This window comes from Microcoleus sp. FACHB-1515, from assembly GCF_014696105.1.
In the GTDB taxonomy this organism is placed as follows: domain Bacteria; phylum Cyanobacteriota; class Cyanobacteriia; order Elainellales; family Elainellaceae; genus JAAUTJ01.
The window spans coordinates 358,375-383,495 of the sequence record NZ_JACJPO010000066.1; the positions used below are offsets into that span (position 1 = coordinate 358,375).

The following is a 25,121-nucleotide window of genomic DNA, read 5'->3' on the forward strand; positions in this document are numbered from 1 at the left end:
CTTGAGTTGCACCAGCGGATGTGGTGGAATAATTGTAAAGGAATGTTGTTTAGCGCACGTAGGTGAAATCGATATGGCTGAAATTCAATTCGCGAGAGGCGTCACCGAAGATACGATTCCGGATGTGCGCTTGACGCGAGCAAAAGATGGCAGCAATGGGACAGCAACGTTTTTGTTCGAGTATCCAAAAGCGCTTGCCAACGATAGCACCGACGACATCACGGGCATGTACATGATCGACGAGGAAGGCGAAATCACCACTAGAGAAGTCAAGGCCAAATTCATCAACGGTCAGCCTGCCGCCCTCGAAGCGACCTACATCATGCGTAGTCCGCAAGAGTGGGATCGCTTCATGCGCTTTATGGATCGCTACGCTGAAGAAAACGACCTTGGCTTCAAAAAGTCCTGATGGCGCTTCCGCATCCAGATCGGGAAGCGACGATCGTGCGATGTGCGATCGTGACCGTCAGCGATACGCGCACAGCGGAAACCGATCGCAGCGGCCAACTGATTCGTCAACTGCTTGAAGCAGAAGGACACGCGATCGGTTTCTATCACATTCTGCCGGATGAATATGACCAGATTGGCGATCTGCTGCAAACGCTGGGTCAGCGACTCGATCTAGATGCGATCGTTTTCAACGGCGGCACAGGAATTGCACCGCGAGATACAACTTACGACGCGATCGAGCAGCTTTTAGAAAAAATCCTTCCTGGTTTTGGCGAACTGTTTCGCGCCCTGAGCTTTGAAGAAATTGGGTCGCGAGCGATGGCGTCGCGGGCGGTGGCAGGCGTGTATGCAGGCAAGCTGATCTTTTCGCTGCCGGGATCTTCTAATGCCGTTAAGCTGGCGATGGAGCGATTGATTTTGCCGGAACTGGTGCATCTGGTCAGCCAGATTCAAGGCCAGTAGGCTTGTGCCCAATTTGGCCGATCGCGAAAATTAAGTTCGGGTCGTCAGCCATGAAGTTCCTTTGAGCGATCGCAACGGCAGCTTAAACTCGTCGCGATCGCTTCGGTTCAAAGGAATGAAAGTGCGCCGTGCTGGAATCGAACCAGCCTGAAGGCGAATTATGAGTTCGCTACCTCCCCAATCGGTCAACGGCGCAAATGTTGCCGATGTAGATTGCTCCACATCAATAGCGTAGCGGCTGAATCACGATTTTGAGAATATGATGAGCGAAAATAATTGTGTTGAATAGTTTGGCAGGTAGGTCGATCGCTTGAACTTTGTTTGAATTGCTGCTGAGCGATCGACATTTCGCGCTATGGTGATTGGTCAATTGCCAACCTTGTCAGGCTTTGGCGAGGACTGCTAACTTTAAATTCTTCATTCTTTAGCTTGCTATGAAAGTCAACTCAACGCTCGCGCTCACTTTGGTATTGCTGACGGCGATGGTCGGAGCCGGAGTCGTCAGCGCAGCGTGGGGATATGCGGTCGGCGGTGAAGCGCTCAAAGGCGTCACGCAGCCGAATGGCCGAGTGGGACACAATTTAGCCGGACGCGACACGCCGCAGCGCCAGCCGATCGCCCTGCTCAAGGAAACAGATATCTTGCGGAGTGTGCGGGCGCAGATGTCAGGAGATGCCGAGCCAGAGCCGGATCGAAGCAGCAGCGAGCAGAACAAAGCGGCGATCGAAGTGGCGACGAATCCTGCTGCCGAGCCGTCTGCTGCTCCGACGGCTGGCTTTCCGCTCATGAGCCAAACAGAAGGCGTGACGCTGGCCGTGCAATCGACTCGCGAAGAAAACGGCTACCTGCTGCTTAACGTCAGCCTGCAAAATAGCAGTTCCAAAGCCGTGCAGTTTCTCTACAGCTTCATGAACGTCACGGACGACCAAGGCCGCGCTTTTAGTGCAAACACTGAGGGACTGCCCGGACAGTTGCCGTCCAATAGCGAATCGTTTACGGGAACGGTGAGCATCCCAACGGCACTGCTGGGCGATGCCAAGTCGTTGTCGTTGACGCTGACCGACTATCCCAATCAGCAGCTTCAGCTTCAAGTCACCAACATTCCGATCGCGAGGTGATCTTCCTTTTTGGCTTTTCGCGCATGTTTCCTTTTTTGGCCGCTGCTCCGGCTGCAACACTTCCGACTCAAGCCGTTTTGACGCGCATATTAGCCGTTCTGCTGCTGATTGCGATCAACGCTTTTTTTGTCACTGCGGAATTTTCGATCGTGTCTGTCCGCCAATCGCGGATCAATCAGCTTGCCGCCGAAGGCGATTTGCAGGCGAGTACTGTGCAGTCGCTTCAGCAGGGAATCGATCGCTTGCTTTCTACGACGCAGCTTGGCATCACGCTGTCGAGCTTAGCACTAGGCTGGATCGGTGAAAGTACGATGGCGGTTGTGCTTTCATCCTGGCTGGCTCAACTGCCGCTGCCGCCTAACGTGACGCAAATGCTGTCGCACTCTTTGTCTGTGCCGATCGCGTTCATTACGCTGGCCTACCTGCAAATTGTGCTGGGTGAACTGTGTCCCAAATCGGTTGCGCTCTTGTATCCCGAACAGCTTGCGCGAATTTTAGCGGAGCCAAGCTTGGCGATCGCTCGTCTGTTTAATCCGTTTATCTGGGTGTTGAATCAATCGACGCGCTGGCTGTTGCGCTTGGTGGGCGTGCAGTACACGGGTCAGGGCTGGTATAACCGCGTCACGCCAGAAGAACTGCAACTCATCATCAGCAACTCGACTGAGTCACCAGGACTGGAAGCCGAGGAGCGCGAACTGCTCAGCAACGTGCTGGAATTTTCGGAAGTCAGCGTCAGTGAAGTGATGACGCCGCGCACCAATATTGTCGGAATCGATCGCGATGCCACGTTTCAAACCTTGCTGACTGAAGTGGCCGATTCGGGTCATTCACGGTTTCCGGTGATCGGGGAATCGCTTGATGACGTGGTGGGAATTATCTATTTTAAGGAACTGGCCGAACCGCTTGCCAAAGGCGAACTTCGGCCAGAAACGGCGATCGCGCCTTACATGCGTCCGGCTCAGTTTGTGCCGGAATATGTGCCGCTGAAGGAATTGCTGCAACTGATGCAGCAGTCGGGTCAGGCGATGATGCTGGTTGTTGATGAGTTTGGCGGCACGGCAGGCTTGATTACGATCGAAGACTTGATCGTTGAGATTATTGGTGAGACGCACGAACCCGAAGATCTAGAAGATGCCGATGTGCAGCGACTTGATTTGCAAACTTACCTGGTGCAGGCACAGCTTGATCTCGATGAAGTCAACGAGCAGCTAAAAATCAATCTGCCAACTTCAGAAGACTACCAGACGATCGGCGGATTTCTCATCTATAAACTCCAAAAAATTCCGGCTGTGGGCGAACAGTTTCAGTACGGCAATTTAGACTTTACCGTTGTTTCAATGGAAGGGCCACGCCTGCACCAAATTCAAATTCATCGCCGCCAATCGATCGAAGAATCTGCCCGTTCTGCGATCGAAGAATCGCAATAGTCGCCCGTCAATTTGAACTTGTCGCCGAGCGCGATCAAATTTTATTCCAACGACGAAAAGCTGAGACATTACGGCATCATTGCCGCCCAAATTTTGTGATGGCTGCCAGATGCTCGCTTTGAGATGGTTGACGACGATTTGGCAGAGAGAGAGTGAAATGCCCGTTCGTGCGTCGATTCGCGTCGATTCGGCCTCCCTTGCCATTAAAATATGTGAAGGAACACAAAGCAGGAACGCTTGAATGAAAGTTGCGATCGTTGGGGCAGGATTGGCCGGATTAGCCGCTGCGGTGGAATTGGCCGATGCGGGTCATCAAGTTGAGATGTTTGAAGCGCGATCGTTTGTCGGCGGCAAGGTCGGCAGTTGGGTCGATGCCGACGGCAATCACATCGAAATGGGTCTGCATGTCTTCTTCAACAACTACTACAACCTGTTTGCCCTGTTGCGGCGCGTTGGCGCGTTTGATGGTCTGCTGCCCAAAGAACACGTCCACACCTTCGTCAACAAAGACGGCGAAATTGGCAAGCTCGACTTTCGCTTTTTGCTGGGTGCGCCGTTTCACGGGCTGAAGGCATTTTTCACAACCGAACAGCTTACCGTGATCGACAAGGTGAAAAACGCGATCGCTCTGGGCACAAGTCCGATCGTACCCGGACTGGTCAGCTACGACGTGGCGATGAAGTGGATTCGATCGCTCGATCGCGTCAGCTTTGCCGATTGGTTTCGCAGTCACGGCGGCTCGCAAAACAGCCTCGATCGCATGTGGAATCCGATCGCGCTGGCGCTGGGATTCATCGACACCGAGCAAATTTCGGCTCGCTGTATGCTGACGATCTTCATGATGTTCGCCTCGAAAACTGAGGCATCCCGCCTGAACATGCTGGCCGGATCGCCCGATGAGTTTTTGAGCAAGCCGATCGTCCGGTTCATTGAAGAACGAGGCGCAAAGGTTCATACTCGCCGTCAAACGCGCCGGATTGAGTTTGTGGAAAAGGACGGTCAGATCACGGTGACGGGCTTAGTGGTGGCAGATGGCGATCGCGAAGAAACGATCACGGCTGATGCCTACCTCGCCGCCTGTGACGTGCCCGGAATTCAGCGACTTCTGCCGTCCGAGTGGCGCAGCATCAAGGAATTTGACAATATCTATAAGCTCGAAGCCGTTCCAGTCGTGACTGTGCAGTTGCGCTTTGACGGCTGGGTGACGGAAATGCAGAACGAGGCAGAGCGCAAACAGCTAGACCATGCAGCCGGACTCGATAATCTGCTTTATAGCGCCGATGCAGACTTCTCCTGCTTTGCCGATCTCGCCTTGACTAGCCCGAAAGACTACTACCGCGAAGGGCAAGGCTCGCTGATGCAGGTGGTTTTGACTCCGGGCGATCCGTTCATCCGCATGAGCAACGAGGAAATCGTTGAACACGCCCTCAAGCAGCTTCACGATCTATTCCCCTCGTCTCGCGATCTCACCGTCACCTGGTCGAACGTCGTCAAGCTTGCCCAGTCGCTCTACCGCGAAAATCCCGGCATGGATCTCTACCGTCCTTCGCAAAAAACCCCTGTCCCCAACTTCTTCCTCGCCGGAAGCTACACCGCTCAGGACTACATCGACAGCATGGAAGGCGCAACCATCTCCGGCAAGCAAGCCGCCGCCGCCATTCTTGAACCCACAGGCTATCAAGTCCAAGGGCAAGGACTGTTCCGCTACTAATTCCCAATTCCTAACTCCGAATTCCTCATGTCCGACTGGCTCGAACACAGCGTTCAAATTGAAGTTCCGGTTCCGATCGATCGCGTTTGGAATCTTTGGGCAGACCTGGAACAGATGCCCCGCTGGATGAAGTGGATTGATTCAGTCAAAGTGTTAGAAGAAGATCCATCTTTGTCGCGGTGGAAGCTGTCAACAGGCGGTTTAGATTTTAGCTGGCAGTCTCGCATTCTGAAGCAAGTTCAGCATCAAATTATTCAGTGGGAATCGGTGGACGGACTGCCGAATCGGGGCGCAATTCGCTTTTACGATCGCGGCACAAACGGCAGCATCGTCAAACTCACGGTTGGCTATCTTCCGCCTGGTTTCCTGCGTCGCCTGCTCGATAATTCGTTCATCCGACGCGGCGTGGAGTCTTCGCTGCAAGCCGATATGGAGCGATTTCGCGACTATGCAACGCAAGCGAATTGAGTTTAGATTGTTGCAGGTTCGATCGCCAAAAACCGCCGCACGTGCTGAAGATAGGTATCCGGATCTTCCAACATTGGGAAATGCGAAGTTTTGGGCATCACGATATGTTCGACGATCGAATTCAACGCCGCTGCCTGCCGCCCCATCTCAGCCGGAATAATTTGATCGTACTGCCCTGAAATTAACAGCGTCGGCACTTGAAGCTGAGCGAATTCTTTGGGCATCACTTCAACCGCGCGTTCGCTAACCGCTGTGTAGATCGTGCCCATCGCAGCGTCGTAGTCGGCTACTAGAAAATCTTCCAGGAATGCCTGACGATCGCGCTGGGGAATCGATCGATGCAAAAACCGCGCCATAAAAATTCGATCGACAAACGGAATCCGACTCAGCCACTTTGGACGAAACGCCACGACATAGCCGCCAAATTTGTAGAATGCTTTGAACGCTTTCTCGTCGTACTCAAAAATGCCGCTACAGGTAAGGATGGCGCGATCGACTCGTTCGGGATAAAGGTTGAGAAAAAATACCGCGATCGAACTTCCAGTTGAATGCGCGTTCAGCACAATTTTCTGAATTCCAAGCGCATCCAACAGCAAGGCGAGATCTTCAGCGTAGGTTTCGAGTTCATAGCCGATCGCCTTGACTTCTTCGGGGATTGGTTTCGGGAGGGGCGATCGCCCAAAGCCGCGCAAATCGTACAGCAGACAGTCGAATTGCTGCTTGAGGGCTTGAGCGGTGCTTTCCCAGTAGCGGTCAGACCCACCCCAGCCGTGCATGAAGACCATGACGGGCTTTCCCGAAGGTTGCCCGCCGTCTGCTGTGACCCACTCGTAATAGTGGTCAACGCCGCGAATTGAAACGTAAGCCATGAATGCGATCGAACTTTGGTTTGCTACCCGATGAATTTTGCCCCTCATCCCCTAGCCCCTTCTCCCAAGATGGGAGAAGGGGAGCCGGATCTCAAAGTCCCTCTCCCTTGGGGAGAGGGATTTAGGGTGAGGGCAGACAAAACTCGCAACTAAGCAGATTCCGGTTTGGGAATCGAAGATGGGTGGAGGAGCAGTTCGGCAGTCGATCGCTTCTCGACCATTTCTCGCGTGATCGTGCAGCGCGTCACGTCCTTGCGCGACGGCAGTTCGTACATCACATCGAGCATCAGTTCTTCGACGATGCCTCGGAGAGCGCGAGCGCCAGTTTTGCGACGGTAGGCTTCTTTGGCGATCGCCCGCACTGCATCCGGCTTAAACTCCAGATGCACATTGTCCATCTTCAGCAGTTTTTGATACTGCTTGACGAGGGCGTTGCGCGGTTCGGTGAGAATTTCCGCCAGAGCGTCTTCATCGAGCGGATCAACGACGGCCACGACGGGGACGCGACCGATGAATTCGGGGATCATGCCGAACTTGACGAGATCGTCGGGTTCAAGGTGCTTCAGTACGTCGGCGGCGCGTTTTTCCTTCGGCTGATTTTCTCCGGGCTGGATGAAGCCCATTGATTTTTTGCCGATGCGCTGCTCGACGGATTTATCGAGTCCGACGAATGCGCCGCCGCAGATGAATAGGATGTTGCTGGTGTCGATTTGGATGCAGTCTTGGTAGGGATGCTTGCGTCCGCCTTGCGGGGGGACATTGGCGATCGTCCCCTCTAACATCTTCAGTAACGCCTGCTGTACGCCTTCACCCGAAACATCGCGAGTAATCGAGGGGTTTTCGCTCTTGCGGGCGATCTTGTCGATTTCATCAATGTAGATGATGCCGCGCTGGGCTTCTTCCACGTCGAGATCCGCGACTTGCAGGAGGCGCAAGAGAATATTTTCGACATCTTCCCCGACGTAGCCTGCTTCAGTCAGCGTCGTGGCATCCGCAACGGCAAACGGGACATCGAGCATTTCAGCCAGGGTTTGCGCCAGCAGGGTTTTGCCGCATCCGGTGGGACCGATTAGCAGAATGTTGGACTTTTGCAGTTCCACACTGTCGTCGAGCTTGCCGTTGCCTTTGCCCTGAAGGAAGCTCAGCCGCTTGTAGTGGTTGTAGACCGCGACGGACAGCACCTTTTTGGCTTCATCCTGGCCGATGACGTGTTCATCGAGGTGCTTTTTGATTTCGCGGGGTTTGGGGATTTGGTTGAGCGAGAGGGCGGGCGATCGCGCTGGACGCTGTTTTTCCGGCTGCTGTTCGCGGCGAGGGGACGGCTGAGGAACGGCAGCGCTTGAGTCAAACAACTCCTCATCCAAGATTTCGTTGCACAAGTCAACGCATTCGTCGCAAATGTAAACGCCTGGGCCAGCAATTAGCTTACGAACTTGCTCCTGAGACTTACCACAAAAAGAACACTTGAGATGGGAGTCGTACTTTGACATAGTTGCCCCTTATTGAGCGGCGGTGACAGGCTCTCCCGGCATCGGAAGATTCTGCCGTGAGATCACTTGGTCAATCAGTCCGTAGTTTTTGGCTTCCTCAGCCGACATAAAGAAGTCGCGCTCGGTATCTTCAGAAATTCGATCGAGCGGCTGTCCCGTATGATAAGCCAACAGTTCATTGAGATTGCGCTTGAGATAGAGAATTTCACGCGCTTGAATCTCAATGTCAACGGCTTGCCCCTGTGCGCCGCCGAGCGGCTGGTGAATCATGATTCGCGAAGAGGGCAGCGACATCCGCTTGCCTTTCGCGCCGCCTGCCAGCAAGAAGGCTCCCATGCTGGCCGCCAATCCGAAGCAGATCGTGGCGACATCCGGGCGCACCTGCTGCATGGTGTCATAGATTGCCATTCCAGCGTAAATCGAGCCGCCCGGAGAATTGATGTAAAGCTGAATGTCTTTTTCGGGATCTTCAGCGTCCAGATACAGCAGTTGCGCGACGATCGAATCGGCAACCTGGTCATTCACACCTGTTCCGAGGAACACAATCCGTTCGCGCAGAAGGCGAGAGTAGATATCGAAGGCGCGATCGCCCCGACCGGACTGCTCGACCACCATCGGAATCATGCTGTGGGGCTGCGTCGAAGCCAAATCAAATGAATTTGAATTCGGAAGCCAGAGAGAGGACTGGGAATGAATCATTAGAAATCGCGTCCTTTTGGAGGTCGATCGACAGGTGTTTGCCCACATCAAGCGGCCTTATGGAAACATTATGCCTCAACTCGTTTGGGAGTGCTGGCAAGTGCTTCCACCTTGTTACAAACACCTGTCGGTATTGTTCACTACTTTCATTCTAGCGATCGCCACTAGGTCGCTTGAATTTCCTCAGAAGAAGCCGTTGCGGGCGTCGTTCCCTCCTCCGCCTCCGCAGGTTCGCTTACCTTAGTGGAATCTTCAGTTGTGGCTTCCGCAGCAACATCGATCGCTTCTTCAGAGCTAGCTTCAGCGGATACGTCGATCGTGGCGTCTGTGGGATTGATCGCTTCCTCTTCCGACTCCTCTTCTTCAGGCGGCGTCAGTGAACCTTCGGGAACGAGTTCCACTGTTCCATGTTCTTCCAGCCAAGCGAGGATTTTTTCTTTGAGCAAATCTTCTTCGACCACTTGACGGAGGCGATCGCGATCGATATCTTCGTTCGCATATTCGGCCATCATTTCTTCCACTTTGGCGCTCACCTCGTCCGGCTCGACCTTGATCGATTCGCGCTTGGCAACTTCGCCTAGAGCCATCGTGCGCTTGAGGCGGTTGATCGCTTCGGGGCGCGATCGCTCTCGCAACGACTCGACCACATCGCGAGTAAATAGCTGCTTGATGTCCATGCCCTGCTGCTGAAGCTGCATTGCCGTCTGAGTCAGCATATAGTCCGCTTCGCGGCGCACCAGCGTTTCCGGCAGATCGACCGTCACGTGCTTGACGAGTTCTTCGAGCAAAGCTTGCTCTTTGTTCGCCTTGGTTTTCTGCTCGGCTTCAGTTTGGAAGCGATTTTCCAGCGATTCGCGCAGTTCTGCTAGAGTTTCAAATTCGCTGACTTCCTGAGCAAAATCGTCATCCAATTCCGGCAGTTCTTTCGCCTTCAATTCCTTCAGCGTGATCGAGAAGACGGCAGGCGCACCCGCCAAATCCGGTTGCGGATAATCTTCGGGGAACGTCACTTCGACTTCTTTGGTTTCACCGACATTCATGCCAAAGATGCCTTCGATGAAACCGGGAATGAACTTGCCTTCTTCGAGGTCAAGCTGAAAATCCGAGGCACTGCCGCCCGGAAATTCTTCGCCCGCTTCGCCGTCTTTGTCGGCATGGCGTCCGGTGAAATCGACGATCGCCACGTCGCCTTGCTGAGCCGCCCGACCTTCAACCGGAACTAAGGTGGCATTTTGATTGCGATAATTTTCGATCACCGTGTTGACGCGATCGGGGTCAGGCTTAATTTCTTCCGCCTGAACGGTCAAGCCCGTGTACGAATCAATCTCGACATCCGGCGGCACATCGACCGCAGCCGAAAAAGTCAGCGGCGATCCGGGTTCAAACTGGCTCACCAAATCTTCAAAGCTGGTCTTTAGCTCAAACTCACCGATCGCGTCGATTTTTTCCTGCTCAACGGCCTGCTTGAGACTGTCATTGATCAGCGTTTCCAGCACGGTCGCCTTGATGCGCGTCGAGCCAATGCGCTGAATCACGACTTGTCTTGGCACTTTGCCCTTGCGAAACCCAGGAATGTTGGCATTGCGCGTAAAGTCTTGCACTGTCTTCTCATACGCCTGCTTCGACATCTCAGGCGGAACTTCGATTTCTAAGCCAATCTGACTGGCGGGCAGCTTTTCCTGGGTAACTTTCATCGCTTCTCTCGTATTTTCCTTCTGGCGGCTGCCGCGTTCAGCATCACCGCAAATAGATATGTTAGCGGATTTGTGCTGCGGGCTGTGTCACTGCCTCGATCATGGCGCTAGGGAGGAGAAGCGATCGAGTGTGTCAATGTTTTTTCACAATTGGGGGAGAGGGGCGATCGGGTTCGAGTTTTGAGGCAAACCCAATTGCAAATATTGCTTGTTTTGATGTACTTGCGTAAACGACGTTTTGGACAAGGAGAAAATCAGGCCGTAAAAAGATTACAATTTATGCCGCCTCCTAGAGTGAAGTCGTGATCTAAATAGTATATGAAGTGTGAGAATGGTACTTTATGGAAATAGAAGAACTGCTCAAGCGGTACGCTAATGGGGAAAGAGATTTTTCTGGGGCTAGTCTTTCAAAAGCTAATTTGGAACAAGCAAATCTTACGGGCATTAATTTGAAAGAAGCCAATCTAAGTGATGCAAATCTCTCTAATGCTTGTTTCCTCGATGCAGATTTGAGTAAAGCGAATCTAGAGGGAGCGAACTTGTCTAGTACAAGCTTCCACCGTGCTAACCTCATGGGCGCTAACTTGATGAGGGCTAGTATGTACGATACGACTATCAGTTTTGCTGACTTAACTCAAGCCAATCTTAGAGATGCTAAGTTCTTTCAGGTTGGTCTAAAGAGCCATGATCAAGGAACTGTTTTTGAGGATACTATTATGCCAGATGGCACAGTAGAAACTCGTTATTGGGTTTAGTAAACGCTGTATAACGATTCCATTGTCTGCCGATCGTAAAAAATTTGATGAACTTCATTTGATAAACTTCAAAAGATTACTAGCGGCGGGTTAACCAGGACGCTATAAACATTGAGCATTCTCCAGATTGCTTCAGAAGTTGTTTGGTTTGGGGAGGTTTGGAAGGGGGTTCGTTGGTGGGAAGCGATCGCGCTTTTCGATTGTTGGGGGTTGTTGGGAGGCGATCGAGTTCTACGCTCATTTAAACTTTTCCAACAGCGATTGAATCAGCATCGGGGAGGCTCGGAAAGTGGTTTCCTGAAGAAGAGCGATCGCTTGCGGAAAATCTGCAATTTCTAGATTAGCTGCTGCCTCTAAAATACCGAGTACGCCAACCACTTTGATGTTTCTCGATCGAGCAACTTCTCTAGCCTGCCGCTCATCGACTAAAAGCAAATCTGCATTTAACTGTTCCACTAGCAAAATTGCCTGACGTTCACCCGGATCTAATTCTTCCAGCACTGCATCAGGTTCAACCGTAACGGTTTGAATTTCTAGCCAGTCAGGAGGAGTTTCTATCCATTGCTTGATGAGGTGGGGCGATCGATCATTTGTCAACTCATCGCGTACAGTTTGTGGAATGATGACTCGATCGTACAGCCGAGGCAGTAAATTAATTTGATTAATTAGCAGCAAATAGCAAAGCGGCGAAGTATCAGAAACAACCAGCATTAAATCTTTAGCTTTCCTTCCTGGCTGAGTTGCTCTACTGTTTGTCGGTCTTGTTCAAGATCAGCAATATCATAGTGCAAATACACCTCTCGCGCTTTGAAGAACGCATCGAGTTCAAGTCGAGTTGAAAATCCTAATAGTTCTCTTGCCTTTCCTCCGCCGATCAATTCACTGCGGTAAGCTTCAATGACCCAAAGTTCCAGCAGTTTGCGCTCTAGGTTCCCCCACTTTGCTTCTAATTCGTCAGCTAACGCATTGGGAATTTCAACTGTAATCTTCATGTGTTTATCCTGGTAGTGGCGCATTAAAGTCATCTGGCATAGTGAAGCGGCCTTGATCTTGACCTAAGCTATTACGGCGATTAGAAGAAGGGTGAAATAGAACGAGTTTGGCGATCGGAACACCTTGATTAGAAATAATCACTTCTTCTCCCAGTTCGACTCGTTCTAGAAGTTGCAAAAGATTAACTTTTGCTTGGTGAATGCTAACTGTCTCCATACTTCTACATCAGCATGAGGATTAAGCTCAGCTTAGTACAATTTATCAAACACAGCGCAAACCTTGAATGAGGTGGAGGCGCGGAAGGGGGTTTGTTAGAGGAGGGCGATCGCTTCTCTAACGATTGTTAGAGGATTGCTATGTATGCGATCGCGTGTGTCACTGTTTTTCGCAGTTACTAGTTTCCCTTCTAAAATTCATGCAATCTGTTCGAGCGGACGCATCAAACTCGATCGCTTTAACCATGTATTAGCGCACCCAGCACGACCAGCTTGAGGGGTTAGTGTTCATTAAGAGGAGACTATAACGACTCTTGAAGAAGGCGAAACTTCAATCTATGCCATCGGAAAGAGGCGACTTCTAACTTTTGATAGGGTCGAGGTGGCGATCGCGCTTGCTATTTTGACTGCATAGCAAAAAGGGAAGAAAAAAGCGGATAAGCAGCAAAAAGCCTCCAGTTGAAGGGTCTGGGGGCTTTTTGCTGTTTGGGCGATCGAGCCACGACCCTCATCTGCTAGAGCAGATCATTCAGCACGAAGCCCAACAATCCAAGTGGAACGGCACATATCTACATAAAAGCGCCAAGAACATTAAAGAAACTAAGTTTTTTTGTGGTGCTCATGCTGATAGCTTCGTCATTTTGGGCACTCTGTTGAAGAAACCCGATTTGGATTTGTGCGGCTAGAGAGCAGCCTTGTTGCTGCCTGCTCATTTTGCCTGTTCGTCTCGATCGCACCTGTGTCCTCTTCTTACTGCCGTTGATTCCGGCGATTTTGCTATGTCGCAATTTAGTCATCCTGCCACCTCTGATGTTCGCGTCAACGCTACACTGCCCGACGAGCAAACACTCGCAAGCAGTCGCCGATCGATCGCCATGCGAAGCACCGGGGAAGCGGTGGTTGTTTGGCAAAGCTTCGGCCAAGACGGAGATGCAGAAGGAATTTATGCACGGCTCCTGGATGCAGCCGGACAGCCGCAGGGCAGTGATATTTTGGTCAATCAAATCACCGGGGGCAAACAGCAAAATGCAGCGCTGGCGATCGATGCGCTGGGCAATTTCGTGGTCGTGTGGGAAAACTTCACGCTCGCTGCCGGATCGGACATTGTGGCTCGCCGCTTCAATGCAGACGGCACACCCAACGGCGATCAATTTCTGATCAACGTGCCGGACGATGCGCTGTATGACCAGCAGTTTCCCAACATCGCCATGAGCGCGGATGGCAACTTTGTCGTCACCTGGACAAGCAACAACCAAGACGCGATCGATTCAGAAGAAGAAGGCAGTTTGGGCGTTTATGCCCGTCGCTTTGATCCGGCTGGCACTCCGATCAGTGGCGAAATTCGGATCAACAACACGACGGTAGACGATCAGCAAGAGGCGAGCGTCGCGATCGCCGCAGACGGCAGCTTTGTCGTGGCTTGGACTAGCCAGGGACAAGTCGATGGCGCAGATGTTTTCTTGCGCCGCTTTCGCTCAAACGGCACACCGATCGATGGCGCGGATGTGGTTGTCAATCAGCAGACGATCGGCCAGCAGCAAGACGTGAGCATGGCGATCGCACCGGACGGCAGCTTTGTCGTGGCCTGGTCAAGTACGGGCGGTTTGGTGTTGGCGCGTCAGTTCAATGTCGACGGCACGCCAAAAGCGAATGAATTTTTGGTGGCGGATGTTGACAATGCTCGACCCGTTCCCAGCGTCGCGATCGATCCGCAAGGCGGATTTGTGATTACCTGGACGCGAACTAACACTCAGGGCAACGACGACATCTTTGCCAAACGCTTTAATGCCGCAGGAGTAGCGCAAGAGCAAGCCTTTCAGGTGAACGCAACCGCAGCGGGAAATCAGCGCAACGCCGCGATCGCGATCGATGCGGACGGCGATGCGGCGATCGTTTGGATGGATGTGGAAGCGACAGATGTGGAAACTCGTCGCTTTAACCTTGGCGATCTGCCCACGACAACGGGCATTCCAAATTCAACGCAGGTCGATACCGCTCCGGACTTGACGATCGACCTAAAGCCGCTGTTTGCCGATCGCCAAACGCCTGCTGCCAACTTGACCTACAGCGTTATGGAGGTTAGCAATAGCACGCTGTTTGAAGTGGGCGCACCCAGCATCGGCTCAAATGGCATCTTGACGCTCGATTTTGTGCAGCAGATTTGGGGCGAGAGCAATGTGACAATCCGCGCCACTGATGCTGATGGCTTCTCGGTCGAAACAACGTTCAAAGTGACGCGAACGGCCAGTGGAGCGCCGCCGATCGTTACGCCAATCACTGACGCGATTTCCTATGTGGAAAATGCCAGTCCCACGCAACTCGATCCAACGCTGGAGATTACTGATGCGGATAGCAACGATCTCGTCAGCGCGACGGTTACGATCGTCAATCCCCAAGTGGGCGATCAGTTCAGCGTCGATTCTGCTTTGGCACAAGGTTTGGGGCTGACGGTCACATCCAGCAGTAACGGCCTGACGATTACAGGACTTGCCACTGTCGAGCAATACCAATCGGTGCTGCGAACGCTGGCCTACAGCAGCAGCAGCGAAAATCCGATCGAGGGCGATCGCACTGTTCGCCTGCAAGTCAACGATGGCGCACTCAGCAGCAACATTGCCACCTGGACAGTGACGGTTTCAGCGGTCAACGATGCGCCCGCTGTTTCGATCGCCACTGCTCCACTCACCTACACCGAAGGCAACGCTGCGGTCGCGATCGATCCGCTGCTGACGGTTGCAGACATTGACAATCCACGCCTCGATCGAGCGACGGTGACGATCGCCACTAACTTTGCTGCCGATCAAGATGAACTCAGCGTTGATACTGATCTTGCTGCCAGCATTGGCCTGACGGTGACGAATGCAGGTGGCGTGCTGACCTTGAGCGGACAGGCGACGATCGCGCAGTATCAAACTGTCCTGCGAACGGTGGCCTACCGCAACACCAGCAGCAATCCGACGCTGGGCGATCGCACCATTCGGATTGTGGTTCGGGATGAAGCGCAAGCAGAAAGTGAACTGCGCGATCGCACGATTCAAGTTGCGCCTGTGAATGCGGCTCCGGTCGTGACGCTGAGCAATTCGCCGATCGCGTTCACGGAGGATCAGGCAGCTATCTCGATCGCCAGCGGACTCGGCATCACAGACGACGGCTCAACGCTAACGGGCGCGATCGTGGAGATTACGAATCTGGCCGCAGGTGATTTGCTGGAGGTCGCGATTGCGAACGGCTCGTCGGTTAGCCAAACCTTGAATAACGGCGTGCTGACCTTGAGCGGTACGGCCAGCCTTGCCGAGTACCAAACAATTTTGCGATCGCTCACCTTCCGCAACAGCAACCAAAATCCGACCGGAGGCGATCGGACGATTCGCATTCAGGTTCGCGATTCGTTGGCTCGATTCAGCGATGCAGTCGATCGCACGATCGCCGTTACGCCCGTCAACGATGCGCCCGTCGTTCGTCCGAGCGGTTCAGTTAGCTACACGGAAAATGATCTGCCCGTTGCGATCGCGTCTGACCTCCAGATCAGCGATGTGGACAGCACGACGATCAGCAGCGCCACGATTCGCCTGACAAACGTTGTGCCGGGCGAAGACGAACTCGCGTTTACCGCCAACTACGGCATCACAGGCAGCAGCAGCGGCGGCACACTCAGCTTGAGCGGCACCGCAACGATCGCGCAGTATGAAGAAGTGCTGCGATCGGTGACGTACTTCAACTCCAGCGACAACCCCGATCCGACAACGCGATCGATCGCATTTCAGGTCAACGACGGCTCAGACATCAGCACCGTGATTACCCGCACGGTCACGGTTGCCGCTCGCAACGATGCACCGCGCCTGACGTTCAATTCCCCCGTGCCGACCTACACCGAAAACGCAGCGGCGATCGCAGTCGATGCCAATTTGACGCTGAGCGATCCGGACAGCACGACAATTCGCAGCGCCACGATCGAAATTACCAACGCCGTCAGCGGCGATTTTCTCGATGCAACGGTTCCAGGCGGACTGCAAAAAACGTTTGCCAATGGCGTTCTGACCATCATCGGAGACGCGACGATCGCGCAGTACCAAGCGATGTTGCGATCGATTACCTTCCGCAATTCCAGCGACAATCCCGACGCCACACCGCGCATTTTGCGCTTCACCGTCAGCGACGGAGACAGTACGAGCGTCGATCGCACCGTGAATGTCGCACCCGTCAACGATGCCCCGATCGTCACGCCTTCGATCGGGGCGGCAAACTTCACCGAGGGCGGATCGCCTGCGATCGTCGATGCCAATCTTGCCGTCAGCGACATCGACAGTTTGACGATCGCCAGCGCAACGGTGACAATACGCAATTTTCAGGCGGGGCAAGATGTGCTGAGCGCGATCGAGGCCAGCGGCATCACCAGCAGCTACAGCAACGGCGTTCTCACCCTGACCGGAGTTGCCACGATCGCCCAATATGAAGCTGTCCTGCGATCGGTGGCTTATTCCAACACCAGCAGCAATCCCAATACGGCCTCGCGCATTTTGGAATTCAAAGTGAATGATGGCGAGGCCGACAGCGCAATTCGGACGCGCACCGTCAATGTGTTTGCCGCCAACGGTGCGCCGACGATCGCCATTTCCGACAGTGCTCGTACCTTTGTGGAAAACAACTCGGCAGTTGCGATCGCCCCCAACCTAGTCGTCAGCGATTCAGACAGCACGACTTTGACGGGCGCAACCGTGACGCTGCTGAATGTTGCCGTCGGGGACGCACTCAACTTCACAAATCAAAATGGCATTACAGGCAGCTTTACGAATGGCGTGCTGACCTTGACGGGGAGCGCATCGATCGCCAACTATCAAGCCGCCTTGCGATCGATTACCTACTCCAACTCCAGCGAAAATCCGGATTCGACCCGTCGCACCGTTGAGTTTCGCGTCACCGATGGAGGCAGCAGCGGAATTCCCGCCAGTCAATTCGTGCAGGTGCAGGCGGTCAACGATGCACCAACGATCGCAGGCAGCAGCGGCGCGATCGTTTATCAAGAGAACAATCCGGGGCTGGTGATTGACGGCAATCTACGGCTGGCCGATGTGGACAATTTGACGCTGAGCGGCGCGATCGTCCGCATCAGCAGCAACTACGCCGCAGGCCAAGATGTTCTCCGCTTCACCAATCAAAACGGGATCACAGGCACATTCGCAGATGGCGTGCTGACCTTGAGCGGAACAGCCAGTCTTGCCGACTATGAAACCGCGCTGCGATCGATCACCTACTCCAACAGCAGCGAAAATCCAACCCCAAGCGATCGCACAATCGAGTTTGAAATCAGCGACGGCGAATTCAGTGCCACCAGCCGCCGCACAATTCGAGTTTCTAGCACGCCCGACGCGCCGATCGTTTCTGTCTCCAGCACACCTCTGAGCTACAGCGAAGGGCAGGACGCGATCGCGGTTGACGATGCGATCGATCTGGACGATGTGGACAGCCCGACGCTGCAAAGCGCAACGGTTCGCATCGTCAATGTTGCGGCTGGCGATGCGCTCAACTTCACGGCTCCAGACGGCTTTAGCAGCAGTTTTAGCAACGGCACTTTAACGATTACCGGAGCCGGATCGATCGAGCAGTATGAAACGCTGTTGCGATCGATCACCTACCGCAACACCAGCGCCAATCCAAGCGCAACGCCAAGATCGATCGAGTTTGTCGTCAGCGATGGCGCACTGAGCAGTCAGCCCCAGACGCGCACAATCACGCTCACCACAACGAACAGCCCGCCCGTCTTAACGGCTTCAGCGGCAACCAGTTCCTACCGCGAAAATGCAGCGGGCGTCGCGATCGATTCGGGCTTGACGCTGACCGATCCCGACAGCAGCACGATCGATCGGGCGACGGTGACGATCGCCAATTCCTTGGCCGAAGATGTCTTAACCTTCACCAATCAAGCTGGAATCACAGGAACTTACAGCAATGGCGTCCTCACCTTGACAGGCCGCGCCACTGTCGCCCAGTATCAAGCGGCTTTGCGATCGATTACCTATTCCAACGCCAGCGAAAATCCCAATTCGGCCAATCGCACGATCGCGATTGTGGTCAACGATGGTTCGCAAGACAGTAATACAATTGAGCGCACCGTGACGATCGTTCCCGTCAACGATGCGCCGATCGTTACAACTTCGACGGGAACGGCAGTCTTCACTGAGGACGGTTCGGCGGTTGTGATTGATAGCGGTTTAGCGCTTGCCGATGCGGACAGTCTGACGATCGATCGCGCCACTGTCACGATCAGCAACTTTGTCGAAGGTCAGGATATCCTCAGCTTCACCAATAGCGGCGCAATCAGCAGCAGCTTTAATGCTCAGAGCGGCGTTCTCACCTTCAGCGGCAGAGCCTCGATCGCAGACTACCAAGCTGCTCTGCAACAGGTGGCTTACCGCAACACCAGCCAGAATCCGAACCAGCGCGATCGCATCATCACCTTTACGGCCACCGACACCGGGCAAGCGACGAGCCTTACCGCCACGCGCCGCCTTACGCTCGACACGCTCAATAGTCCGCCTGTAATTGCACCTGCAACCGGGGCGATTACCTATGCCGAAAATGCTCCGGCGATCGCGATCGCGCCAAATTTAACGCTGACCGACTCCGACAGCCGCACGATCGATCGAGCAACCGTGAGACTGAACGATTTCAACGCCGAAGATGTCCTCAGCTTCACGAATCAAAACGGGATCGCAGGCAGCTTTAGTAACGGTGTGCTGACTTTAAGCGGCACGGCGTCGATCGCTCAGTATCAAACGGCTTTGCGATCGATTACCTATCGGACGCTGAGCGACACGCCGATCGAAACCGCACGGGCGATCGAAATTGTCGTCAACGATGGCACTCGCGACAGCGCTCCTGTGACGCGCAGCCTGACGATTCGACCGACCAACGACGCGCCGATCGTGACGGCGACAGCGGGAAATACGGCTTATTCTGGCGAGGCAGTAGCGATCGATCCCACGTTGACTATTCGCGACCCGGATAGCGCAAACTTGAGCGGCGCAACCGTGCGGATTCGCAACTATTTTCGCCTTAGTCAAGATCAGCTTAGCTTCACGCCTCAAAACGGCATCACAGGCAGCTTTGACAGCAACACGGGCATTTTGCGATTCAGCGGTGTGGCTGCGGTCAGCGACTATCAAACCGTGCTGCGATCGATCACCTACCGCAGCTTGACGACCTTGCCGATCGCAGGCGATCGCGCGATCGAATTTAGCGTCAGCGATGGACAGGCCAGCAGCGCGATTGCCGTCCGCACTGTGCAATTTAACCGCAGCACCTCCACTCCACAAGCTCCACAGATTACCTTGGCAAGCGCACCTTTGACCTACACGGAAAATCAAACGGGCGTGGCGATCGATCCGGCCTTAACCTTGCGCGATGCCGATGGTTCGCCGATCGCTCGCGCCACTGTGCGGATTGTCGGCAATGTGGCGAGCGAAGATTTGCTCGAATTTCAAAATCGAAACGGCATCACAGGCAGCTTTGATTCCACCACCGGAACACTGACCCTACGCGGTTCGGCGTCGATCGCACAGTACGAAGCCGCCTTGCGATCGATCACCTACCTCAATCGCAGCGACAATCCGAATGCTGCCGATCGATCGATTGAACTGACGGTCAGCGACGACCGTTTCACCAGTACTCCGGTGACGCGATCGCTGCGCGTTGTTGCCGTCAACGATGCTCCGACGATTTCCCTAGCCAGCGAACCGATCGTCTTTGCGCCCAGCACGGGAGCCGCCCCAATTGCCGCAGGCGTTTTGCTCAGCGATGTCGATAGCGCGACTTTGCGCGGAGCAACCGTGACGATCGAAGGATTCACGACTCAAGATCAGCTTCGTTTCACCAGTCAAAACGGCATCACGGGCAGCTTCAATAACGGTGTGTTGACTTTGAGCGGACAAGCGACGATCGCCCAATATCAAACGGCACTCCAGTCGATCGTCTACAGCAATAGCGCTCCGAATGGGGCAACCCGAACGCTGCAAATTCAAGTTACGGACGGCACAACGCCAAGTGAAATCGTTTCGCGTCCGCTGCGAGCCGTCACCAACAATCGATCGCCCGTTTTGGATTTGAACGGTACTCCAGCGGGAACCGGATTTTCCGCTCTGTATCGGCTGGGCAGTCCGCCTGTGCGAATCGTTTCGCCGCAGCTCAGCTTACAGGATGTGGACAGTCCGACGATCGCCTTTGCAGTAGTTGCGATCGCCAATCCGCTCGACTGGCTGGGCGAACGGCTTGATGCAGTGACAGCGGGAACCGGAATTGCAGCCGAGTACAATTCGGCGGGCGGACGCTTAACCTTGATTGGCGTGGCGAGTCGATCGACTTATGAGCAGGTTTTACGCAGCATCACCTACCGCCATTCCAGCGATGCTGTCGATGTCACACCGCGCCAAATTGTCTTTACGGTGAATGATGGCGACTTCAGCAGCAACGTTGCTACCAGTCTGGTTTCCTTTGGCGAACGGCTGCCGCAGGGCACACCGGAAATTGATAGCCTTGTGACCACTCCTAACACGGATTCGATCGATGCGCTTGCCAGCAGCGATACCGTCACGTCCACGCTGGCACACCTCCAGCAAAACGACAGCATCAACGGCGGCGAAGGCAACGATACGCTAGTCATCACTGACGGTGGCGGCGATCTTGTCTTGGATCTGAACAGCGCTGCAAATCAGTTAAGAGGCGCGATTGCGTCGGGAACACGCATCTTCAACTTCGAGCGGTTTGACCTGCGGCAGTTTGGCGGCAGCACAACGCAAACAGGCAGCAGTAGAGACGACGTGCTGATCGGCGCGATCGGCAGCAACCGCTTCGCGGCGGGCGCAGGCAACGATGTGATCTTGGGCAATGTTGGCGATGATGTTCTCGATGGTGGCAGCGGCAGCGACACTCTGACTGGTGGTGCAGGCAACGATTTGTATCGCGTGGACAACAGCGGCGATCGCCTGATCGAAGCGGCAAATGCCGGAATCGATTCGATCGAAGCGTCAATCAGCTACAGCCTCGACAGCGACCTGGAAAACCTGACGCTGATCGAGCAAGCTGCGAGTGGAACAGGCAACGAAGCTAACAATCAGATTGTCGGCAATGCCCTCAGAAACACGATCGCCGGAGGTGCCGGACGCGACACGCTGATCGGCAACAGCGGCAACGATCGACTGATTGGCGATGCCGGAGATGATTTGCTCAATGGCGGCGACGGACGCGATCGACTGATGGGCGGAACAGGCAGCGACACCTTTGCATTGGGCTTGAGCCGCCGCAGCCGCGATCGCCTCCTTGACTTTAATCAGGCGGCCGATACGATCGCTGTTTCGGTGGGTCGCGTCCGGGGTATGAAAATGGGCAGCTTGTCGCGTCAGCAGTTTGCGTTCGGTCGAGCGGCGAGTGATGCGAGCGATCGCTTCATCTACAACCTAGGCAACGGGGCGCTGTTTTATGATGCCGATGGTCTGGGTGGACGAGCAGCCGTGCAGATTGCGACGATCGCCAATCGATCGCGCCTCGCCGCCGCCGATATTGTGATCACGGCCTAAGCTTCAGGAAGTGCTGAGGCCTGAAGTAGAGTTGTGTTCAGGCCTCAGCACTGCTAATCAAGGAATTGCAACCCGTCATCACGGCTGAAAATTGTCGCCCAGATAATACTGCCGCACGAGCGGATTGGTGTAGAGTTCTTCGGCACTGCCAGAGGCAAGAATCTGTCCGTCGCGCATGATGTAGGCGCGATCGGTAATTGCCAGGGTTTCGCGGACATTGTGATCGGTAATCAGAATTCCGATTTGGCGATCGCGCAGGCGGGCGATGATTTCTTGAATTTCGGCAACGGCGATCGGGTCTACTCCGGCAAACGGTTCGTCCAGCAGCAGAAATTTGGGACCATCCACGCCTGAGGCTAGAGCGCGAGCTAGTTCTGTGCGCCGTCGTTCACCGCCAGAAACTTGAATGCCCAGCGTGTTCGCAACTTTTTCCAACCGAAACTCTTTGAGAAGCTGATGCAGTCTGGCCGAATGATCGCGGCGGGGAACGCCCGTTTGCTGAAGGACGAGCAAAATGTTGTCCTCAACGGTCAGATGCCGAAAGATGCTCGGTTCCTGAGCGAGATAGCCGATGCCGAGCCGCGCCCGTGCGTACATCGGCAGCTTTGTAATCTCGGTGTCATCGAGCCAAACGCGCCCCTGATTTGGCTTCTCCAGACCTGTGGCGATGTAAAACGTGGTGGTTTTTCCGGCTCCGTTGGGTCCTAGCAATCCGACGACTTCGCCCCACGCCACCGAAAGATTGACGCGAGTGACGATCGATCGTTTGCCGTAGGACTTATGAATATTCTCCAGAACAATCTTCAAAACAATTTTCCAAGGGGCACGAAAAGCTGGACTCGATTTTAGCTTAGAGGTGACGCTCAAATCCAGGCAGCATTAGGGCGCAGTTGGCGGACTGATCGGCGTTTTGAAGTCGGGTTTGGGGTTGTAGGTTTCTTCAGCCGGAGCCGAAGCGGTGCTAGCAGGTGTTGCAGTCGGCGCATTCGGGTCGGGAACGAGGTAGATTGATTCGACCTGATTGCCATCCTGTGGCGTAGCAAAGAAGCGGCCTTCGTCTACCAAATAGGTAATGCGTTCACCGCGCAAACTGTTTCCCTGTTGCAGCACGTAAACATCGCCGCTGAGAATAATCCGGCGTTCGCGGCTGTAGTATTGCGCTTGGGCGGCGGTGGCCTGAAGCTGACGGGCAGGATAGAAGATTTGAACGTTGCCGCGAGCAGTGATGACGCCCGTAACGGCGTTGGCTTCTTGGATATCCGATCGCAAGGTTAGGGGCTGATTTGATCGCGCTCCTCCGGTTGCCTGAGCATTCGCCGGATTCAGCGTGGGCGTCGCGATCGCCCCCACCAGCGAACAGGCCGTCACCAGCGTTAAAGTTCCGCGCCGCAGCAGTGAAGAGAGGGAAACCATAGTGGTACGAGTGAAGGACGAGGCTTGAACGAGGAATCGACGCACTAATGCTTAACTGTAACTCTAGGAGATGGAGTTTGACTAGATTCAATCGAGGGGTTAGACCAGTTGGACGAAGTTGGAGCTTAGATGGTTTCGAGGCGGCGGACGATCGGAGGTTGAAGTTGAGCAGCAAGTTCGGCCACGCGATCGATCGGGGTTTGCTGAAAGGTGGCGAGCAGAGTGGAAGTTTGAGCCAGCAAATCGTCTACATCGATTTCGCCAAAGCTCGAATCGTATCGCCGCAAGCGATTTGAGCCTTCGCCCATCAAGATTGTTGCGCCGCGCAAATTGTGATTGCTCAGGTGATAGAGCGAAACGGCAACTTGCAAAATGCCCTGATAAAAGGTTTTTTCCGGCTCAAACGCTTCCATCCACAGCGCTTCGAGCGTGTCGTGACAGGCGTAATATTCACCCTGGTTAAACTCTTCAATTCCCTGCCAAAATTCCGGTGGCATCATGTGGCTAGCTCCGCTGAAGCTGAAGTAGAAGGGGTTCTTGGCGATCGATCACCTGCCCGTCCGTTTCAATTGCTTCCGGTCGATTGTGGCGTCCCGATACAGGATCGCTCCACAAAACCCAGCCGCTTCCGGCAGGTAGTTGATTTAGACTCGCCGGATTTGCACTCAGCCATACCAGCGGCAGATCTGGCGATCGCTCAACCACCGTTTGGCTTCGCGAAATCGCCGCCAAGGTTTCTAAAACCGCTTGCTGACCTCGGACGCTGCCCGTTGCACCCGTCCACAAGCTCACAGGCCGCTGCTGCCTAAATGCATAGAAATAGAGTGATGCAGCAGCGATGACGGCCTGCTCAAAATCTTCCGGTTGCCAAGCGGCAGCAAGATCCAGGGCGATCACGATCGTCTGTGTGCTGGTAAACGTTTCAAGCTCGCGCACCCGCAACTCGCCATAGCGGGCACTTGTGCGCCAGTGTACCAGCCTTGTTGGATCGCCCCAGCGATACGGGCGCAAGGTGCGCGTCACGCCTTCACTCGCTCCATGTGCGCTGATGTTGCCCTGCATTTGCATTGCCGATTCGCGTCCGGTGCGATCGAGCAGAGGACATCGCGCCAAGGGCAAAACGGTCGGGTAAACCACGAGTTTTGCCGGAAGCGAAAACATCTGCCGTGCCCAAAATAATCCCAGCGGTGCAGCCGTGCGTAGCTCAACCGATTCCCAGCGGTAAATGCCGCGCTTTTCTGGCCGCAGGCGAAACTGCCAGGAAAATTCGCTTTGAGCGGGAATGAGTTCGATCGCGCAGCGCTCCCGAAACGGTGTTGCGCCACTTGACGATTTCACCAGTTCGTCCGGAAAATTGTCGCGCACCTGAAGCAGCGATTTTGGCTGGGCAGTTGGATTGTTTAGCAATAGTTCGATCGCGCATTCTTCACCGACGCTAATCGGATCGATCGACTGTCGATGAATTTGTAAATTGCGAATCGATCGCATCGGCAACAGCGCTCCAATTGCAACGATCGCCAGCATCACGCCGCTAATCACATACAGCCATCCGGCTAGCGTATTGGTTGCTGCGGCAAAGAAAAAAATCGACAGTCCACCCAGCAGCCAACCGCTGTAGGCCGGAGCAATGCCGTTCCGGGAACGCTGCGCGATCGAACGATCAAGCCAGCGATTGAAGCGCTGCAATGGCATAAGTAGCTCCCCTCTAAAAACTAGATCCAACCAGAACCGCCTACGCAGCGGGCAGCTTTGGGTCTCATGGTTTCATATTAAATTGTGTCTACCTAC

19 protein-coding genes and 1 tRNA gene are annotated in these 25,121 nt (G+C 54.3%); 8 read left to right on the forward strand and 12 right to left on the reverse strand.

Annotated elements, in window-relative coordinates:
- Positions 1–73: 73 nt before the first annotated feature.
- Positions 74–409: a photosystem II reaction center protein Psb28 gene (gene psb28 / locus H6F67_RS23900; protein WP_190769144.1), complete on the forward strand. Its 336-nt coding sequence runs from the start codon at positions 74–76 to the stop codon at positions 407–409.
- Positions 409–912: a molybdenum cofactor synthesis domain-containing protein gene (locus H6F67_RS23905; RefSeq protein ID WP_190769145.1), complete on the forward strand. Its 504-nt coding sequence runs from the start codon at positions 409–411 to the stop codon at positions 910–912. The genes psb28 and H6F67_RS23905 overlap by 1 nt, the downstream gene beginning before the upstream one ends.
- Before the next feature lie 122 nt (positions 913–1,034).
- Here H6F67_RS23905 and H6F67_RS23910 read toward each other — a convergent pair.
- A tRNA-Ile gene (locus H6F67_RS23910) sits at positions 1,035–1,107 on the reverse strand.
- Positions 1,108–1,346: 239 nt separating this feature from the next.
- On the opposite strand from H6F67_RS23910, the gene H6F67_RS23915 reads away from it, so the two are divergent.
- From H6F67_RS23915 to H6F67_RS23930, 4 genes are all read left to right on the forward strand, one after another.
- Positions 1,347–2,030, forward strand: a complete 684-nt coding sequence (locus H6F67_RS23915) for a hypothetical protein (protein WP_190769146.1) — start codon at positions 1,347–1,349, stop codon at positions 2,028–2,030.
- Positions 2,031–2,053: 23 nt separating this feature from the next.
- Entirely contained in the window at positions 2,054–3,457 is a 1,404-nt protein-coding gene (locus H6F67_RS23920; RefSeq protein WP_190769147.1) for a hemolysin family protein, read from the forward strand.
- A gap of 241 nt (positions 3,458–3,698) precedes the next feature.
- Positions 3,699–5,168: a 9,9'-di-cis-zeta-carotene desaturase gene (gene zds, locus H6F67_RS23925; protein WP_190769148.1), complete on the forward strand. Its 1,470-nt coding sequence runs from the start codon at positions 3,699–3,701 to the stop codon at positions 5,166–5,168.
- 27 nt (positions 5,169–5,195) lie between these two features.
- The gene (locus tag H6F67_RS23930) at positions 5,196–5,636 is read left to right on the forward strand and encodes an SRPBCC family protein (protein ID WP_190769149.1); all 441 of its coding nucleotides are present in this window, start codon (positions 5,196–5,198) and stop codon (positions 5,634–5,636) included.
- A gap of 2 nt (positions 5,637–5,638) precedes the next feature.
- On the opposite strand, the gene H6F67_RS23935 is transcribed toward H6F67_RS23930, so the two are convergent.
- The 4 genes from H6F67_RS23935 to tig all read right to left on the reverse strand — a co-directional run bounded on the left by H6F67_RS23935 (position 5,639) and on the right by tig (position 10,388).
- Positions 5,639–6,505 carry an alpha/beta fold hydrolase gene (locus H6F67_RS23935; protein ID WP_190769150.1) on the reverse strand — a complete coding sequence of 289 codons (867 nt, stop codon included), beginning with the start codon at positions 6,503–6,505 and terminating at the stop codon, positions 5,639–5,641.
- Between the two features lie 149 nt (positions 6,506–6,654).
- Entirely contained in the window at positions 6,655–7,995 is a 1,341-nt protein-coding gene (gene clpX, locus H6F67_RS23940; RefSeq protein ID WP_190769151.1) for an ATP-dependent protease ATP-binding subunit ClpX, read from the reverse strand.
- A gap of 9 nt (positions 7,996–8,004) precedes the next feature.
- On the reverse strand, positions 8,005–8,694 hold the full coding sequence (clpP, locus tag H6F67_RS23945) for an ATP-dependent Clp endopeptidase proteolytic subunit ClpP (protein ID WP_190769152.1): 690 nt from the start codon (positions 8,692–8,694) through the stop codon (positions 8,005–8,007).
- A gap of 164 nt (positions 8,695–8,858) precedes the next feature.
- Complete coding sequence (gene tig, locus H6F67_RS23950) at positions 8,859–10,388, reverse strand: trigger factor (protein WP_190769153.1); 1,530 nt, start codon at positions 10,386–10,388, stop codon at positions 8,859–8,861.
- 341 nt (positions 10,389–10,729) lie between these two features.
- Here tig and H6F67_RS23955 point away from each other — a divergent pair, with 341 nt between their 5' ends.
- Positions 10,730–11,143, forward strand: a complete 414-nt coding sequence (locus H6F67_RS23955) for a pentapeptide repeat-containing protein (RefSeq protein WP_190769154.1) — start codon at positions 10,730–10,732, stop codon at positions 11,141–11,143.
- 237 nt (positions 11,144–11,380) lie between these two features.
- On the opposite strand, the gene H6F67_RS23960 is transcribed toward H6F67_RS23955, so the two are convergent.
- Genes H6F67_RS23960 through H6F67_RS23970 form a run of 3 tightly spaced genes read right to left on the reverse strand, consistent with a single transcriptional unit; the run spans position 11,381 to position 12,352 of the window.
- On the reverse strand, positions 11,381–11,854 hold the full coding sequence (locus H6F67_RS23960; RefSeq protein ID WP_190769155.1) for a DUF3368 domain-containing protein: 474 nt from the start codon (positions 11,852–11,854) through the stop codon (positions 11,381–11,383).
- Positions 11,854–12,135: a UPF0175 family protein gene (locus H6F67_RS23965; protein ID WP_190769156.1), complete on the reverse strand. Its 282-nt coding sequence runs from the start codon at positions 12,133–12,135 to the stop codon at positions 11,854–11,856. The genes H6F67_RS23960 and H6F67_RS23965 overlap by 1 nt, the downstream gene beginning before the upstream one ends.
- A 4-nt stretch (positions 12,136–12,139) precedes the next feature.
- Positions 12,140–12,352 (reverse strand): type II toxin-antitoxin system Phd/YefM family antitoxin, encoded by a 213-nt coding sequence (locus H6F67_RS23970; RefSeq protein ID WP_190769157.1) that lies wholly within the window; start codon positions 12,350–12,352, stop codon positions 12,140–12,142.
- 778 nt (positions 12,353–13,130) lie between these two features.
- Here H6F67_RS23970 and H6F67_RS23975 point away from each other — a divergent pair.
- On the forward strand, positions 13,131–21,920 hold the full coding sequence (locus H6F67_RS23975; RefSeq protein ID WP_190769158.1) for a calcium-binding protein: 8,790 nt from the start codon (positions 13,131–13,133) through the stop codon (positions 21,918–21,920).
- Between the two features lie 78 nt (positions 21,921–21,998).
- On the opposite strand, the gene lptB is transcribed toward H6F67_RS23975, so the two are convergent.
- From lptB to H6F67_RS23995, 4 genes are all read right to left on the reverse strand, one after another.
- The gene (gene lptB, locus H6F67_RS23980) at positions 21,999–22,727 is read right to left on the reverse strand and encodes an LPS export ABC transporter ATP-binding protein (protein ID WP_190769159.1); all 729 of its coding nucleotides are present in this window, start codon (positions 22,725–22,727) and stop codon (positions 21,999–22,001) included.
- Positions 22,728–22,799: 72 nt separating this feature from the next.
- On the reverse strand, positions 22,800–23,333 hold the full coding sequence (locus H6F67_RS23985) for an LptA/OstA family protein (protein WP_190769160.1): 534 nt from the start codon (positions 23,331–23,333) through the stop codon (positions 22,800–22,802).
- 125 nt (positions 23,334–23,458) lie between these two features.
- On the reverse strand, positions 23,459–23,833 hold the full coding sequence (locus tag H6F67_RS23990) for a DUF309 domain-containing protein (protein WP_199304597.1): 375 nt from the start codon (positions 23,831–23,833) through the stop codon (positions 23,459–23,461).
- A 4-nt stretch (positions 23,834–23,837) separates the two neighbouring features.
- The gene (locus tag H6F67_RS23995; RefSeq protein WP_190769161.1) at positions 23,838–25,025 is read right to left on the reverse strand and encodes a DUF58 domain-containing protein; all 1,188 of its coding nucleotides are present in this window, start codon (positions 25,023–25,025) and stop codon (positions 23,838–23,840) included.
- Positions 25,026–25,121 lie beyond the last annotated feature (96 nt).

Bases quoted from the DNA above. Each gene is read 5' to 3' on its own strand.
- clpP (WP_190769152.1), bottom strand. From the start codon at position 8,694: ATGATTCATTCCCAGTCCTCTCTCTGGCTTCCGAATTCAAATTCATTT.
- H6F67_RS23975 (WP_190769158.1), top strand. From the start codon at position 13,131: ATGTCGCAATTTAGTCATCCTGCCACCTCTGATGTTCGCGTCAACGCT.
- H6F67_RS23995 (WP_190769161.1), bottom strand. From the start codon at position 25,025: ATGCCATTGCAGCGCTTCAATCGCTGGCTTGATCGTTCGATCGCGCAG.
- H6F67_RS23965 (WP_190769156.1), bottom strand. From the start codon at position 12,135: ATGAAGATTACAGTTGAAATTCCCAATGCGTTAGCTGACGAATTAGAA.
- psb28 (WP_190769144.1), top strand. From the start codon at position 74: ATGGCTGAAATTCAATTCGCGAGAGGCGTCACCGAAGATACGATTCCG.
- H6F67_RS23935 (WP_190769150.1), bottom strand. From the start codon at position 6,505: ATGGCTTACGTTTCAATTCGCGGCGTTGACCACTATTACGAGTGGGTC.
- H6F67_RS23905 (WP_190769145.1), top strand. From the start codon at position 409: ATGGCGCTTCCGCATCCAGATCGGGAAGCGACGATCGTGCGATGTGCG.
- clpX (WP_190769151.1), bottom strand. From the start codon at position 7,995: ATGTCAAAGTACGACTCCCATCTCAAGTGTTCTTTTTGTGGTAAGTCT.
- H6F67_RS23930 (WP_190769149.1), top strand. From the start codon at position 5,196: ATGTCCGACTGGCTCGAACACAGCGTTCAAATTGAAGTTCCGGTTCCG.
- zds (WP_190769148.1), top strand. From the start codon at position 3,699: ATGAAAGTTGCGATCGTTGGGGCAGGATTGGCCGGATTAGCCGCTGCG.
- H6F67_RS23955 (WP_190769154.1), top strand. From the start codon at position 10,730: ATGGAAATAGAAGAACTGCTCAAGCGGTACGCTAATGGGGAAAGAGAT.
- H6F67_RS23960 (WP_190769155.1), bottom strand. From the start codon at position 11,854: ATGCTGGTTGTTTCTGATACTTCGCCGCTTTGCTATTTGCTGCTAATT.
- H6F67_RS23915 (WP_190769146.1), top strand. From the start codon at position 1,347: ATGAAAGTCAACTCAACGCTCGCGCTCACTTTGGTATTGCTGACGGCG.
- H6F67_RS23985 (WP_190769160.1), bottom strand. From the start codon at position 23,333: ATGGTTTCCCTCTCTTCACTGCTGCGGCGCGGAACTTTAACGCTGGTG.
- H6F67_RS23920 (WP_190769147.1), top strand. From the start codon at position 2,054: ATGTTTCCTTTTTTGGCCGCTGCTCCGGCTGCAACACTTCCGACTCAA.
- H6F67_RS23990 (WP_199304597.1), bottom strand. From the start codon at position 23,833: ATGATGCCACCGGAATTTTGGCAGGGAATTGAAGAGTTTAACCAGGGT.
- tig (WP_190769153.1), bottom strand. From the start codon at position 10,388: ATGAAAGTTACCCAGGAAAAGCTGCCCGCCAGTCAGATTGGCTTAGAA.
- H6F67_RS23970 (WP_190769157.1), bottom strand. From the start codon at position 12,352: ATGGAGACAGTTAGCATTCACCAAGCAAAAGTTAATCTTTTGCAACTT.